The sequence below is a fragment of the Acetobacter garciniae genome, assembly GCF_017377735.1.
Lineage (GTDB): Bacteria > Pseudomonadota > Alphaproteobacteria > Acetobacterales > Acetobacteraceae > Acetobacter > Acetobacter garciniae.
In genome coordinates this window covers 204992-219409 of record NZ_JAFVMH010000001.1, presented here as the reverse complement: position 1 = coordinate 219409, position 14418 = coordinate 204992, and the positions used below count along the sequence as shown (strand labels likewise).

12 protein-coding genes are annotated in these 14418 nt (G+C 67.0%); 10 read left to right on the top strand and 2 right to left on the bottom strand.

Annotated features, from left to right (window positions below; translation table 11 throughout):
* Positions 1 to 2: 2 nt before the first annotated feature.
* The 5 genes from J2D77_RS01030 (at position 3) to J2D77_RS01010 (ending at position 6933) form a co-directional block, all read left to right on the top strand.
* Complete coding sequence (locus J2D77_RS01030; RefSeq protein WP_207844238.1) at positions 3 to 317, top strand: hypothetical protein; 315 nt, start codon at positions 3 to 5, stop codon at positions 315 to 317.
* A gap of 57 nt (positions 318 to 374) precedes the next feature.
* Complete coding sequence (hslO, locus tag J2D77_RS01025; protein ID WP_207844236.1) at positions 375 to 1322, top strand: Hsp33 family molecular chaperone HslO; 948 nt, start codon at positions 375 to 377, stop codon at positions 1320 to 1322.
* A 56-nt stretch (positions 1323 to 1378) separates the two neighbouring features.
* Positions 1379 to 2332, top strand: a complete 954-nt coding sequence (locus tag J2D77_RS01020; protein ID WP_207844234.1) for a hypothetical protein — start codon at positions 1379 to 1381, stop codon at positions 2330 to 2332.
* Between the two features lie 358 nt (positions 2333 to 2690).
* Positions 2691 to 5342, top strand: a complete 2652-nt coding sequence (locus tag J2D77_RS01015) for an ATP-dependent RNA helicase (RefSeq protein ID WP_207844232.1) — start codon at positions 2691 to 2693, stop codon at positions 5340 to 5342.
* A gap of 331 nt (positions 5343 to 5673) precedes the next feature.
* Positions 5674 to 6933 (top strand): S1C family serine protease, encoded by a 1260-nt coding sequence (locus tag J2D77_RS01010; protein WP_230975386.1) that lies wholly within the window; start codon positions 5674 to 5676, stop codon positions 6931 to 6933.
* Between the two features lie 45 nt (positions 6934 to 6978).
* Here J2D77_RS01010 and J2D77_RS01005 read toward each other — a convergent pair whose 3' ends face one another.
* Entirely contained in the window at positions 6979 to 7833 is an 855-nt protein-coding gene (locus J2D77_RS01005) for an aldo/keto reductase (protein WP_207844230.1), read from the bottom strand.
* 107 nt (positions 7834 to 7940) lie between these two features.
* Between J2D77_RS01005 and J2D77_RS01000 the strand changes: the two genes are divergently transcribed.
* Positions 7941 to 8387, top strand: a complete 447-nt coding sequence (locus tag J2D77_RS01000; RefSeq protein WP_207844228.1) for a DNA polymerase III subunit chi — start codon at positions 7941 to 7943, stop codon at positions 8385 to 8387.
* 175 nt (positions 8388 to 8562) lie between these two features.
* Here J2D77_RS01000 and J2D77_RS00995 read toward each other — a convergent pair whose 3' ends face one another.
* A complete protein-coding gene (locus J2D77_RS00995; protein WP_207844226.1) occupies positions 8563 to 10035 on the bottom strand; it encodes a leucyl aminopeptidase in 1473 nt (490 codons plus the stop codon).
* 229 nt (positions 10036 to 10264) lie between these two features.
* On the opposite strand from J2D77_RS00995, the gene cysQ reads away from it, so the two are divergent.
* The 4 genes from cysQ to J2D77_RS00975 all read left to right on the top strand — a co-directional run bounded on the left by cysQ (position 10265) and on the right by J2D77_RS00975 (position 14274).
* Positions 10265 to 11035, top strand: a complete 771-nt coding sequence (gene cysQ / locus J2D77_RS00990; RefSeq protein WP_207844224.1) for a 3'(2'),5'-bisphosphate nucleotidase CysQ — start codon at positions 10265 to 10267, stop codon at positions 11033 to 11035.
* 119 nt (positions 11036 to 11154) lie between these two features.
* A complete protein-coding gene (locus tag J2D77_RS00985; protein WP_207844222.1) occupies positions 11155 to 12189 on the top strand; it encodes an L-threonylcarbamoyladenylate synthase in 1035 nt (344 codons plus the stop codon).
* On the top strand, positions 12186 to 12740 hold the full coding sequence (locus J2D77_RS00980) for a hypothetical protein (protein WP_207844220.1): 555 nt from the start codon (positions 12186 to 12188) through the stop codon (positions 12738 to 12740). Before J2D77_RS00985 ends, J2D77_RS00980 begins: the two co-directional genes overlap by 4 nt.
* Positions 12741 to 12801: 61 nt before the next feature.
* Complete coding sequence (locus tag J2D77_RS00975) at positions 12802 to 14274, top strand: FAD-binding oxidoreductase (protein WP_207844218.1); 1473 nt, start codon at positions 12802 to 12804, stop codon at positions 14272 to 14274.
* Positions 14275 to 14418: the final 144 nt, after the last annotated feature.

Sequence of the window (14418 nt, the reverse complement as noted above, 5' to 3'; positions counted from 1 at the left end):
CGATGAACGACGGCGTATCCCCCAACCTGTCCACGACGGAAGAAACGCCCAGCACCCCGGGGTGGGTGGAAAGCAGCCTGGATGCGATCCTGGCCACCCTGCCCTATGGCGGCACGAAGCTGGCCCCTTTCCGCGCCTCCTACCTGGACTGCCTGGCCCGGTGCGGGCGCGCGGGCGATCTGGACCGTGAACACGATGCCTGCCGCAAGGGGCTCTTGCGGGCATTGCAGGATGGGCTGGGGCTGGATACGACGGGCCAGCGCGCCCTGGAACAGAAGCTGGAAAAACTCGAACTCGATATTTCCGCCGATATCTGAAACACTCGGCTGGGCCGCCGTGTTTTGTCATTGACCCGCGCAGGATAGACTTTTTTCATGGAAAAACCGGCTTTTCTCGACCGCGACCGCCCCGATGTGCCTGATCTGGTGGTTCCGGGCGGTGTAACGCCTTTCTATCTGGCAGGCCGCCCCGTGCGTGGCCGCCTTGTGCGCCTTGGCGTGCTGGCCGATGCGCTGCTGACCCGCCACGACAACCCCGCCCCCGTAACCAGCCTGGCGGGCAAGGCGCTGGCCTTGGTGGCAAGCCTTGCCTCGGCCCTGAAATTCCAGGGCTCGTTTTCGCTCCAGATCAAGGGCAACGGCCCGGTCTCCATGCTGGTGGCCGACTGCACCGATACCGGGGCCCTGCGGTTTTACGTCCGCACGGATGAAGACGCGCTTGAAGCCCTGCTGGCCCAGACACCCCGCCCGCTGGACCGCGAACTGCTGGGGGACGGTTATCTGGCGCTGACGGTGGACCAGGGGCCGGATACGGATCGCCACCAGGGTATTGTGGATATCGCGGGCGACACGCTTGCGGCCATGGCCACGCATTACTTCACCACCAGCGAACAGCACGCCTGCTGGCTGATGCTGTCCTGCACCATGACCGATGCGGGATGGCGGGCGGGCGGGCTTGTGCTCGAACGGATCGCGGGGGAAGGCGGGGCCCATGTGGTGGACAATGCCGAGGCCGAAGCCAACTGGGAAACCGCGACCATCCTGGCTTCGACCCTTTCCACCGCCGAACTGCTGGATGACAGCCTGCCGCCCGCGCAACTGCTGCACCGCCTGTTCCATGAAGAAAACCTGCATGTCAGCCACCCGCGCGCCTTGGCATTCGGCTGCCGGTGTTCACGCGCGCGCCTGGCGGAGGTGCTCCAGACCTTCCCTGACGACGATCTGGACCATATGAGCGAGGAAAGCGGTACGATCGTGATGACGTGCGAATTCTGCAACAAGGATTTTCACTTTCCGCGCAAGGATATTGCCGCCGACCTGTAAAGACCTGCTAGAAACTGCATTTTCCGCCATTCAACCCGCTATTTCAGGTACACGCCATGATGCTGTTTTCCCGTCCGCGCCATTTCTGCCTGGCGGCGGTTCTCATGCTGCCCACCCTGCTCTGCGGATGCGCGGATGACGACCAGCCCAAGCAGTTCGCCCCGCTGCGCTACGATTATCTCAACCAGATCAACCTCAACGTCAGTTCGCTGAGCATCAGCGACAAGACCGTTGCCCAGCCGGTGGAAGGCGATATCGGCTACAAGGCCCCCACGCCGCCGGTCGTGGCCGTGCGGCAGATGGCCGAAGACAGGCTGGCCGCCAAGGGCACGGTAGGGGTTGCGACCAAGGCGCGCTTCGTGATCGAGCAGGCCTCCATCCTGCATGAACCGGGCGGCACGCTGGCGGGCAAGGTTGCGGTGCATCTCGACATCATCAATCCCGGCGGGCAGCGCATCGCCTTTGCGGGCGCGCAGGCCACGCAGACACTGCACCCTGACCCTTCGGGCAATGTCGAAAGTGCCGCCAACCTGTACGAACTCACCAAGGACATGATGCAAACGCTCAATGTCGAGTTCGAATATGAAATGCGCCATTCGCTGAGCAAGTGGCTGGTCGATGCAGGCGGTGCCCCGGTGGGCGACGCCATACAGGCCCAGCCGCTGGCAGGCCCCGGTGAGACCACGGACCAGCCCGGCAACGTGACGGGCGGGGCAGGCAATGTTCCCCCGGTCAATGGCCAGGCACCCGCACTCGCCCCCCCGCTGGACAATTCCCCCACCGTGCCCGCCAACGCACCGGACACGACGGTGAACAGCCCGGCTCCGGCAGTGGCACCGGCCCCGGCCAGCACGCCCGCACCCAGCGCGCAGGACAGTGAACCCAACCCCGTTTTCCCCGCGGGGGAGGATAGCTCAACCCCGGCAACGTCATCCAAACCCGTGACCAAGGGCGTATCCCCCAAGGCAGGGTTCCTCAAACTGCCGGGGCAGACCACGACCGGACAGTAAAGCAGCAGGCCCCGGGGCAAAGGCCGTCCTGTCCGTTCCATCCACCGGGGGCGGAGAGGGGCCAGCGGGCCTGTTATTGCCGGTGTGGCCATGGGCATGAAAGCACGGTTCCCGCGGCGTGCCAGACAAGCAGAGAGTGAACCAGACCCGTTTTTCCCACAGGCCAGGACAGTTCACCCCCGCGCTACCGCCGCAGGCCCGGACATTCCCGCCCCCGGTCCTGCCTGCCCGCACCTGCTTGAACGTGCTTGCGTCCATCGCGGGGATAGCGCGCCCTATGCCGGACGAAAATTCCGCCCCTTCCCGGCCCTGCCCCTGACCGGGCTCGGCCGTCCCAGACATGGACCATTTTCTGCGCATGCCTGAACCAGCCCCTTCCCTGCCCGACATGATCCGCATTGCCGACGGCCTGCCCGTGCGCGAAATCCTGCCTGCCTTGTGCGCACATCTGGCAGGGGCCGCCGGACAGACGGAAGGCGCGGGGAATGCGCATGCGCCCATCAACGCGATTGTGGTGGCCCCCCCCGGGGCGGGCAAGACCACATCCATTCCACCCGTATTGGCCGCCGCCCCCTGGCGCGCGCCGGATGAGCGGATCATCATGCTCGAACCCCGGCGGCTGGCCGCACGGGCGGCAGCGCAGCGCATTGCCTCGCTTATGGGGGAGGAGGCAGGCGGGTTTGTGGGCTATCGCACCCGTGTGGATTCCGCCATGTCGGGCCGCACGCGTATCGAGGTGCTGACCGAAGGCCTGTTCCTGCGCCGCCTGCTGGACGACCCCATGCTGGAAGGCGTGGCCTGCGTCATTATCGACGAAGTGCATGAACGCTCGCTCGATGCCGACCTGGCCCTGGCCTTCTGCCTGGACCTGCAACGCAGCCTGCGCCCGGACCTGCGGCTGGTGGCCATGTCCGCCACGGCGGAAACCGAAAAACTGGCCGCCTATATGAACGCGCCCGTCTTCACCAGTGCGGGGCGCATGTTCGAGTTGAGCATACACCACGCCAAAAAGGATATTCCCACCCTGCGCGACATCCCTGCCGCCACGGCCAGCGGAGTGCGGCAGGCTCTGGCGGAAACGCAGGGCGATATCCTGGTCTTTCTGCCCGGCACGGGCGAGATTCGGCGCACGACCCAACTGCTGGCCGATACGGGCGCGACGGTCCTGCCCTTGCATGGGGAACTGCACCCGGCCGAACAGGCTCGCGTGCTGCGCCCCGGCAATGAAGGGGAAAGACGGGTTATCCTGGCCACCTCCATTGCCGAGACATCGCTGACCGTACCGGGGGTACGCGCGGTGGTGGATTGCGGTTTCCGCCGCACACCCCGGTTCGATGCCGGGGCCGGGCTTTCGCGGCTGGATACGGTGCGCATTTCAAAGGCCGCCGCCCGCCAGCGCGCGGGCCGCGCGGGGCGCGAGGCCCCGGGTGTGGCCTACTGCCTGTGGACCCCCCATACCGAACGCGCCCTGCCCCAGCACGACAAGCCCGAAATTCTGGAAGCCGACCTGTCCGACTTCGTTCTGGCCACCACCTTATGGGCCGACACGGTAGGGACCGACACGCAGGAAGACGGCACGACTGGCCAGCCCGATACTGGTGTGCCCGATACTGGCCTGTCCCACGCTGGCCTGCCTTTGCTGGACACCCCACCCGGTGCCGCCGTGGCCGTGGCGCGCGACTTGCTGGTGCTGCTTGGGGCGCTGGACGACAACGGGGCCATAACCCCGCTGGGGCGGCGCATGGCGGGGCTTGGCACCCATCCGCGCCTGGCCGCCATGCTGCTGGCCGCCCGAACCCCGGCCGAGGCCGCACTGGCCGCCGATCTGGCCGCTTTGCTGGAAGAACGCGACCCGCTGCGCCCGCGCCAGAGCGGTGGCGGCGGCCCGCCCCCCGTGCCACCCGCCGATATCGGCCTGCGGCTGGACCTGATCGCAGGCGGCGACCACCCGCAGGCGGATCGCGCGGCGCTGGCCCGCATCCGTCAGGCGGCAGGCCGTTTCCGCACGCGGCTGGGCCTGCCCGCCCGGCTTGCGGCCCAGGGTGAGGCCGCCCCCCTGCTGGCCGCGGGCTTTCCCGACCGGATCGCGTTAAGCCGGGGGGAAATCGGCAGTTTCCGGCTGGCCAATGGCAGCAATGCCCGCCTGCGGCGCGATGACGGGCTGGGTACGGCGCGCCTGCTGGCCGTAGCGGGGCTGCACCTGCGCGCCGCTGCCGAAATCAGGCTTGCGGCGGCACTGGACGCCGACAACCTGCCCCCCGCCGTGCTGGCGCGCACGCGCGAACAGGTGGAAACCACGCTGGACCCGGTCAGCGGCAATATCATGGCCCGCAGGCGCATGCGCATCGGCTGCCTTGTGCTGCGCGACCGCACCGAAAAGGTCCGCCCCCAAGATGCCGGCCCCCTGCTGCTGGCCCATGTGCAGGCCAATATCGAAACCGCCCTGAACTGGACCGATACCGTGCGCCAGCTTCAGGCACGGGTTGAGATCGCGCGCAGCCTGGCCCCGCAGAATACGGACATGCCACAGGACTGGCCGGATTTTTCATCCCCCACCCTGGCGCAGGACGCACCGGACTGGTTCGCCCCTTTCATGGAAGGGCGCGCCACATTGGCCGCGCTGCGCGAGATCGACATCGCCACCGTGCTGCGCAACCATCTGGGCTATGCGCATGCCACCTGGCTGGACCGTGAACTGCCCACTGCCCTGGCTTTTCCCGGCGGCCGGGCGGAGGTCGATTACACCCAGCCCGTGCCCGTGGCTGCGGCCCGTGCGCAGGCTTTCTACGGCACCAGCGAAACACCCCGGCTGGCAGGCGGGCGGGTGCCCCTGCGGCTGGCCCTGCTTTCCCCCGCCGGGCGGCCCCAGGCCATTACGGCGGATCTGGCCGGGTTCTGGCAGGGTGGCTGGGCCGATATGCGCCGCGACATGCGCGGGCGCTACCCAAGGCATGACTGGCCCGAAAACCCTGCTTTGGCCCCGGCCCGCCCCCGCACGCGCCCGCAATAACGACGCCCAACGCCCGGGCCCGCAGTGCGGCCGCGCGGGCCAAGCGCAAAGCATTCGCCCCGGAACACGGCGGCGCTACCCCGCCCCCGAGCATCGAGCATCGAGCATCGAGCATCGAGCATCGAGCATCGAGCATCGAGCATCGAGCATCGAGCATCGAGCATCGAGCATCGAGCATATCCGAACGGCACCCGCCCCTGCCGCAAGACGGAATTAAGACAAAGCCGAGAAAATCGCGCCTGCCCCTTGGCATAACGGTTGCGCAAACCACGTAAACAGGGCCAGAAATCGATATGGCTTATGACGTGATATCCCTGCCGTGACCGCACCCTTGCGCAGACCACCTGCACCGCTACAGGCCGGACAGACCCTGACAGGCAAAGCCCCCGCGCGCGGGCAACGCATGGTCTTTGCGGCAAGAAAGACCCGCAATGCCCGCGGCTTTTCGCGCCCGCTCAGCGGGGGGCTTTGCGCTGGGCTGTCCGTCATTTTCCACGCCCGCGCCTGGGCTGCCCTGGCGGGAACGGGGCTTGCCTTTCTGCTGGCGGGGGAGGCCACGCCAGCGCGGGCGGATGGCACTGCGGCCCCTACGCCCCTTGTCAGCACCGGGCCGTTAAGCTTTGCCCCGCTGGTGCGCAAGGTGGTGCCCGCCGTGGTCAATATTGCCGTAACGCGCGATACGGATGCGCAGGCGCGGCGCAAGCTGCCATCATCTGTGCGGGATACGCCGCTTGAACACCGCTACCGCGAACGCATGCGCCGCCACCATGACGACCTGCTGGAAGCGGGCTCTGGCTTCCTGATCGACCCCAGCGGGGTTATCGTCACCAACGGCCATGTGGTGGAAGATGCCGACAAGATCACGGTCTCGCTCATGGGCGGGCAGGAATATACCGCGACCCTGACCGGGCTCGACCCGCTGACGGATATTGCCGTCATCAAGATCGAAAGCCCCCAGCCCCTGCCCTATGTAAGCTGGGGCGACAGCCGCCTTGTGCAGGTGGGGGACTGGATTCTGGCCGCAGGCAACCCGTTCGGCCTGGGTTCGTCCGTGACGGCGGGCATTGTCTCGGCCCGGGGGCGCGATATCGGAGCAAGCCCGTTCGACGATTTCCTGCAACTGGATGCGCCCATCAACCCCGGCAATTCGGGCGGGCCCACCTTCAACCTTGCCGGCCAGGTGGTGGCCCTGAACACGGCCATTGTCTCCCCCACCGGCGGGTCTGTCGGGCTTGGTTTTTCAATTCCCTCCGAACTGGTCATTCCCATTGTGGAGACGCTGCGCAAGACCGGGCATATCGACCGGGGCTGGCTGGGTGCGACGCTGGAAGACAGCGCCACCCATACCGGCGTGCAGGTCGCGGAAGTGGACCGCAACGGCCCAGCCTTTCGCGGCGGGCTGCGCCGGGGCGATATCATTACCAAGCTGAACGCCGAACGGGTCGAGACAGCCCGCTTCCTGATCCGTGCGGTAGCCGCCATCCAGCCCGACAGCGATGCACAGATCACCATCCTGCGCGCCAGGCAGCCCGTGGTGCTGGGCGTGCATATCGGCACCCGCCCGGATTCGGAGGATGGGGATTCCCATTAACCTCCGCCCCCACGGAGGGCACGGGGGTCATGGGGGGCACGGGGGTCAGATCATCTCCAGCGGTTCTTTTGCGCGCGGGGGCGGGAACGCGCTGTCCAGTTCCGCGAGATCCATTGCATCCAGCGCTATTTCGGGTGCCGCAAGGTTCAGGCGCATATGCTCGGGGCTGCCTGCCTTGGGTATGGCCAGCATGTTGGGCTGGCGCAGCACCCAGGCCAGCGCGACCTGCGCAGGTGTGGCGGGGCCGGTGGATGTGGCATGCCGCGCCGCCACCCGTGCGAGAGCGGGCTCGGCCAGTAGCGCACCCCCCTGCCCGATGGGCGAATACGCCATGGTCACGGCCCTGCGCGTGCTATCCGCCTTGAGCAGGTCGTATTCCACGCCGCGATGTTCCAGGCTGTACAGGATCTGGTTGGCGGCGCATTCTCCCGCCTTCGTGCAGCTATCCAGGTCACGCATGTCGCGGGTGTCGAAATTGGAGACACCCCAATGGCGGATCAGCCCTTCGCGCTGGAGGGTGCGAAAGGCTTCGACCGTTTCCGCCAGCGGCACGCTGCCGCGCCAGTGCAGCAGGTACAGGTCCAGCCGGTCGGTGCCCAGCCTGCGCAGGGACTGGCGGCAGCTTTGCGCCACCCCTTTGGCCGACGCATTGGACGGCAGGACCTTGCTGACCAGGAACACCTGGTCGCGCAGCGGGCCGATGGCTTCCCCCACCAGGCTTTCGGACCGGCCATTGCCATACATTTCCGCCGTGTCCACCACCTTCACCCCATGTTCGATGGCATAGCGCAGGCTTTCGATCTCATGCGCGCGGCGGGCGGGCGAATCCCCCATGTTCCAGGTGCCCACGCCCAGGGCGGGCAGGCTTTCGCCACCCGAAAATGTTACGGTTTCAGCCATGGTCTTTCTCCCGTCTTCCCCGCCTGCTGCTGCCCGTCGGGCAGGGTGCGGCACAAGAATGCCATCGTGCACTTGGGCGGGGCGTGAATGCTGCTAGAATAGCGAGTATGACACAGATCGGTTTCTATCACCTTACCCGCTCGGGTGTGGCGGACGCCCTGCCCCGCCTGCTGGCACGCACCGTGGCAAGCGGGCAGAAAGCCGTGGTGTGGTGCGCGGGCAAGCCGCTTCTGCAGGAACTGGACAAGGCGTTGTGGCAGGTTTCCACCCCCACATGGCTGCCGCATGGGAGCGAGGGCACGCCGTGCCCCAACCTGCAACCCATATGGCTGACAACGGGGGAAGACTGCCCGAACGACGCGCGCTTCCTATTCCTGCTCGAAAACAGGAGCAGTGCCGACCTCTCCCGCTTCGAACGGGTGTTCGACCTGTTCGACGGGCTGGACGATGCGGCGGTCGCCCAGGCGCGTGAACGCTGGAGCGCGGCCAAGGCAGATGGGCACGACCTGGCCTATTGGCGGCAGGAAGAACAGGGCTGGAAACGCGCCCGCTAGGCAAGGCGCGCTACCGGGCGGGCTAAAGCACCACACCGTAAGGTGCTACAGAAAGGGGCCTTGCATGGTGGCCCGCAAAGCCCCCGCACAACGCGCCCGCTCACCTTTCGATATATTTTTCTCAGGCGGCGGCCACCGTGCAGGAGCAGGGATGGTGACCGCCGTGCCGGGGGTTTCAGTCCGCTTCGAAAGCGGTGCGCACAAACCGGTCGAGCAGGCGCACGCCAAAGCCGGTGGCCCCTTTTGGCTGGCCGTTGCGGGCCTTGTCCGCCCAGGCCATGCCCGCAATGTCCAGATGCGCCCAGGGGGTCTTGTCCACGAAGCGTTGCAGGAACTGGGCGGCGGTGATCGAACCGGCCGCGCGGCCGCCGCTGATGTTCTTCATATCCGCGATGTCGGATTTCAGCAGCGCGTCATAATCCTTGTTCAGGGGCATGCGCCACAGTTTCTCACCCGTGAAGGCACCGGCATCCGCAAGGCCCGAGGCCAGCGCATCGTCATTGGAGAACAGGCCCGCATATTCATGCCCCAGCCCGATGATGATAGCGCCCGTCAGGGTGGCAAGGTCGACCATCAGCTTCGGGGCAAAGCGTTCACGCGCGTACCACAGCACATCGGCCAGGACCAGGCGGCCTTCGGCATCGGTATTGAGCACCTCGATCGTCTTGCCCGACGCGCTGCGCACCACGTCACCAGGCCGCTGGGCTGTGCCGGAGACCATGTTTTCCACCAGCCCGACCACGCCCACGGCATTCACCCGCGCCTTGCGCCCGGCCAGCGCCGCCATGAGCCCGGTCACCACACCGGCGCCGGCCATGTCCCACTTCATGTCTTCCATACCGGCGGCGGGCTTGATGGAAATACCGCCCGAATCGAACGTGACCCCCTTGCCGATAAAGGCCACGGGGGCTTCGCCCTCCGCCCCGCCATTCCAGCGCATGATCACAAGGCGCGGTTCGTTCGCACTGCCCTGGGCCACGCCCAGCAGCGCGCCAAAACCCAGCTTTTCCATGGCCGGGCGGTCCAGCACCTCGACCTCCAACCCCAAGCCCCGCAGGGTGGTGGCGCGTTCGGCGAATTCCACCGGGTGCAGGACATTGGCGGGCTCGCTCACCAGATCGCGCGTCAGCACCACGCCGCGCGCAACCGCCCGCAGGGACGGCCACAGCCCTTCGGCCTCCGTCGCATGGGGGGTCAGCACGCTCAGGGCCGTCAACTTGTGGTTTTTCAGCGCTTCGGGCGCGCCGTGATACAGGCTGAAGTGATAGGCGCCCAGCACCGCACCCAATGCGACATGGGCCGCCAGCGGGGCCGAAACTTCGCCCGTGATTAGGCTGGCCTGCTCGACCCGGGCCAGCAGGGATGCGGCAAGCCCCCCCGCCTTTTCGGCGGCGCAGGCATCGATCTCATCCGTCTTGCCCAGCCCCACCAGCACGATCCGCTCGAAAGCGGGGCTGGGGGCCAGAACGACACAGCTTGTGCCGTCCTTGCCGGTGAAGTCCTCTGCCGCCGCGGCACGGCCCAGCGCGCCGCCAACCAACGTGTCCAGCGCCGAAAAGGCGGGCCCGAAGGTCTTGTCCTGGGGCACCAGAACGGCCAGCGAGCCGCCAGCGGGCTGTGTTTCAGAAGAAAATGAAACCTGAAGCATGAGTTCTACCGATCATCCTGAAAACTGATACACCTTGGGTACGTCTCCCCCGCTGGCTTGGCAATAGGCCATGGGCAAGGGCTGGGCCCAGACCGGTCAGTCTCCAGCAGCAGTCTGGGACGGGGCGGGGACATGACTGAGGTATGAGTGGGGGCAGGTGCGCGCAACGGCAGGCGGGCCATTCCATTGCAGGCATGACGGATGGCGCAAGCTGGCGTATGATACGCGCATGACAACCCATACAGATACCGACCTGCTGGCCCTGGCCACCCGGCTGAGCGAAGAGGCCGCCGAAATTATCCGCGTCATTCGCGCCCGGGGCTTCAAGACCCTGACCAAGACCGACTCCTCCCCCGTGACGGAGGCCGACCACGCGGCGGAGGCACATATCCTGCGCGGCCTGCGCGCGGCCACACCGGATATTCCCGTAATCGCGGAAGAAGAAGTGGCAGCGGGCGCACGCACCGCCGTGGCCCCCGCCTACTGGCTGGTGGACCCGCTGGACGGCACGCGTGAATTCGCCGCCGGGCGCGATGACTTTACCGTCAATATCGGGCTGGTGCGCAACGGCCGGGCGGTGCTGGGGGCCATGGCCCTGCCCGCCTATTACCAGATTTACAGCGGCGGCGTAGGCCTTGGCGCGCACCGCAAGGACAAGACGGGGGTCACACCCATTCGCGTGCGCCGCGCCCCGGCCGAGGGGCTGAGCGTCCTGGCATCGCGCCACCATGCGGATGACACGCGCCTGGCCGAATACCTCAACGGCCGCAAGATCGCGACATTGGGCAATATCGGCTCGGCCGTGAAATTCGCCCGGGTGGCCGAAGGGCTGGTGGACCTCTACCCCCGCCTTGGCCCCACTATGGAATGGGACACCGCAGCCCCGCAGGCCATTGTGGAAGCCGCAGGCGGGCATGTGACGCTGCTGGACGGTTCGGAACTGCTGTACGGCAAAACGGACTGGAAAAATCCCTCATTTGTCTGTACCGGAACGCTGTAACCCCGCGCGCCAGCCATTGGGGTATCGTTGCACGCCGTCACACCGGGCCGGGCTTTCATGGCCCTGCCCGGTGTGACGGTGCATGCCGCGCCCCCGGTAGCGCGCGATATGGAAGACCCATGACCAGACGCCTGGAGAACACAGCATCCGGCCTTGCCACCGCCGCCAGTATCCTGCGCGCGGGCGGGCTGGTGGCGTTCGGCACGGAAACCGTTTACGGGCTGGGCGGGGATGCGACACAACCCCAGGCGGTGGCGCGTATTTTCGAAGCCAAGAACCGGCCGCGCTTCAACCCGCTTATCAGCCATTTTCCCACAGCCGCAGCGGCGTTCGAACAGGTTGTGCCCAATGCGCTGGCCCAACGCCTGGCCAAAGCCTTCTGGCCCGGCCCACTGACATTGGTGCTGCCCCGTGCGGCTGGCAGCACGGTCAGCGACCTGGCGGCGGACGGGCTGGCGACCCTTGCCGTGCGCGTGCCACGGGGCGACGCCGCGCAGACCCTGCTGCGCCTGACCGACCGGCCGGTTGCCGCACCATCAGCCAACCGGTCGGGGCGGATCAGCCCGTCTGATGCGGCGCATGTGCTGGAAGAGCTTGATGGCCGCATAGACGCGGTGCTGGATAGCGGACCCTGCGCCGTGGGGCTGGAAAGCACGGTGCTGGATATTTCCGACCCCGCGCGGCCCTGCCTGCTGCGCCCCGGCGGCGTGACGTTGGAGGCCCTGCAAGCCGTGTGCGGCCCCATAGCCCTGCCCGATACGCAAAGCGATGCGGCCCCGCTTTCACCCGGGCGGATGCTTTCGCATTACGCCCCGCACCTGCCCGTAAGGCTGGATGTTACCACCCCCCGGGCGGATGAAGCCCTGCTGGCCTTTGGCCCGCAACACGGCAGCCCTGCGGCACTGGTATGGAACCTGAGCGAGCACGCCAGCCTGGAAGAAGCCGCCGCCCGGCTGTTCACCGGCCTGCGCACGCTCGATGGGGAAGGTGCAAGGCGACACCTGCGCGGTATTGCCGTGCAGCCCATTCCCGAACAGGGGCTGGGGCTGGCCATTCGCGATCGGCTGACCCGTGCCGCCGCACCCCGCCCGGGCGCTTCTTCGGGCCACGCATATTCCATCCCCGCGACGCAGGAAGGCGACAGTCCTTTATGAGCGAGTTCGACCCCAAGGAAGTCAAGCTCCTGTCCGATATCCTGGCGCTGGTGCTGGAAGAACAGGCGGGGCAGTCAGCCGCCGCACTGGAAACGCTGCGCAGGCGCGCGCAACGCAACGCCACCACGGGCGGGGCGCTGAAAAACCTGTTCCAGACCTTGGCTGTTGACCCCAGCCGCGCCCAGGGTGCTGCGGCAGGCACCCGCGCACGCGCCGCCAATACCCGCGCCAAGCCCGACATGCCCGACACCTACCGCACCCAGCTGCGCGAAATGGCGGACAGCATCAACCGCCTGGACCGGGACCTGCGCACGATCAGGTCGCAGAACGAATCGCTCAAGGCCCAGCTTTACCTGACGCAGCAGTCCCGCGCGGAATTGCAGACCCATCTTGCGGCCATCCAGCTTTCCTCGCGCTATTCACGCAAGGTCACTATTGTGGCCACCGTCATGGCGGGGCTGCTGACCGGCATTGCCGGGACCGAATTCTTCCACGTCCTGTATTCCGCCACCGCGCGCCCCGCGATAAGCGATACGCGCAGCATAGGCTGACCTATGCGCGGCCCGTGCCTTCGTCGTGGTCCTTCGGATCAGTTCTCTTGCAGGAAACGCCATGTATGAAACCGCCCTTCCCGCCCCGCTACATGATGCGCTGCTGGCCCTGCTCGGCCCGGCGGGGTTCCTGACGCAGGCCACCGACACATCGCCCTACTGCACGGACTGGCGGGCCCTTTACCATGGCCGCTGTGCCGCAGTCCTGCGCCCGGCCACGACCGAGGAATGCGCGAAAGCCGTGGCCCTGTGCCATGCGCACGGCGTGCCCATGGTGCCCCAGGGGGGCAATACCAGCATGGTGGGCGGCGCAACACCCGATGGGTCCGGCCGGGCCGTGGTCGTGTCCACCACCCGCATGCGCCAGGTGATCGCGATCGAGCATGCGGACCTGACCATGACGGTGGAAGCGGGCGTGACCCTGAAAGCCGCACAGGACGCCGCCGCCGCCGAAGGGCTCTTGTTCCCGCTTTCCATTTCATCGGAAGGGTCGGCCGATATCGGCGGTATCCTGTCCACCAATGCGGGTGGCAACAACACCGTGCGCTACGGCAATGCGCGCGAACTGGCCCTGGGGTTGCAGGCCGTCCTGCCCGACGGCACCGTGCTGGACCTGATGCGCCGGCTGCGCAAGGACAATACGGGCTACGCCCTGCGCCAGTTGCTGATCGGGGCGGAGGGCACGCTGGGCATCATCACCCGCGCGATCATCCAGCTCCAGCCCGCCCCACGTTCGCGGGAGACGGCATTATGCGCGGTGGCCGACGCCAAAGCGGCACTGGACCTGTTCGCCGCTTTCCGCAGGGAAGACCCTTCGGCCATCCAGGCGTTCGAATTCATGTCGGGCGTGAGCATGGGCCTGGTGAACACCCTGATCGAAGGCGCCAGCCTGCCTTTGGCCCAGCCAGCGCCGGCCTATGCGCTGGTCGAACTGGCAAGCCCGCGCGCGGGCAACAGCCTGCGCGAGTTGATGGAAGACGTGCTGGGCCACGCGCTGGAAACCGGCCTGGTGTCGGATGCCGTGCTGGCCGAAAGCGAGGCACAACGCCTGGATCTGTGGAAACTGCGCGAAGAACATGCCGAAGCCCAGAAACGGGCCGGGGCCTCGGTCAAGAACGACGTGTCGGTGCCGCTGCCCGCCATACCCACCCTGATCGCGCAGGCCACCGCCGCGTGCGAGGCCCTTATTCCGGGCATAAGGGTGGCCCCGTTCGGCCATATCGGGGATGGCAACATCCACTTCAACCTCGTCCAGCCCGAAGGGGCGGACCCGGAAGCCTTCCTGGCCCAGGACCACGCCATCATGGATACGGTGGCCGCCATCGTGCGCAAGCTGGATGGCTCCTTTTCGGCCGAGCACGGGGTGGGCCAGCTCAAGACCTACCTGATGCCGTCCTGGCGGGGTGGTGCGGAGCTGACGACCATGCACCGGATCAAGAACGCCATCGACCCCGCCAACCTGATGAACCCGGGCAAGATTTTCCCGCCCGATCGCGGGACCAGCCCCAGAAAGCTGCCCCCGACCCACCCCTGAGCGATATGAACCACCACCTGCGGATTGCCTGAGGGCAACCCGCAGGTGGTGGGGCAGGAAGCAATACGGGAACACCAGGGCCCCCGGGCAACGGGCCGGGCACGCGGCGGCAGGATGAAGAAGCGGGAGAAGGCGGCCAGAATG

Excerpts from the sequence above, each read along its gene's own strand:
- J2D77_RS01030 (WP_207844238.1), top strand. The coding sequence starts at position 3 with ATGAACGACGGCGTATCCCCCAACCTGTCCACGACGGAAGAAACGCCC.
- hslO (WP_207844236.1), top strand. The coding sequence starts at position 375 with ATGGAAAAACCGGCTTTTCTCGACCGCGACCGCCCCGATGTGCCTGAT.
- J2D77_RS01020 (WP_207844234.1), top strand. The coding sequence starts at position 1,379 with ATGATGCTGTTTTCCCGTCCGCGCCATTTCTGCCTGGCGGCGGTTCTC.
- J2D77_RS01015 (WP_207844232.1), top strand. The coding sequence starts at position 2,691 with ATGCCTGAACCAGCCCCTTCCCTGCCCGACATGATCCGCATTGCCGAC.
- J2D77_RS01005 (WP_207844230.1), bottom strand. The coding sequence starts at position 7,833 with ATGGCTGAAACCGTAACATTTTCGGGTGGCGAAAGCCTGCCCGCCCTG.
- J2D77_RS01000 (WP_207844228.1), top strand. The coding sequence starts at position 7,941 with ATGACACAGATCGGTTTCTATCACCTTACCCGCTCGGGTGTGGCGGAC.
- J2D77_RS00995 (WP_207844226.1), bottom strand. The coding sequence starts at position 10,035 with ATGCTTCAGGTTTCATTTTCTTCTGAAACACAGCCCGCTGGCGGCTCG.
- cysQ (WP_207844224.1), top strand. The coding sequence starts at position 10,265 with ATGACAACCCATACAGATACCGACCTGCTGGCCCTGGCCACCCGGCTG.
- J2D77_RS00985 (WP_207844222.1), top strand. The coding sequence starts at position 11,155 with ATGACCAGACGCCTGGAGAACACAGCATCCGGCCTTGCCACCGCCGCC.
- J2D77_RS00980 (WP_207844220.1), top strand. The coding sequence starts at position 12,186 with ATGAGCGAGTTCGACCCCAAGGAAGTCAAGCTCCTGTCCGATATCCTG.
- J2D77_RS00975 (WP_207844218.1), top strand. The coding sequence starts at position 12,802 with ATGTATGAAACCGCCCTTCCCGCCCCGCTACATGATGCGCTGCTGGCC.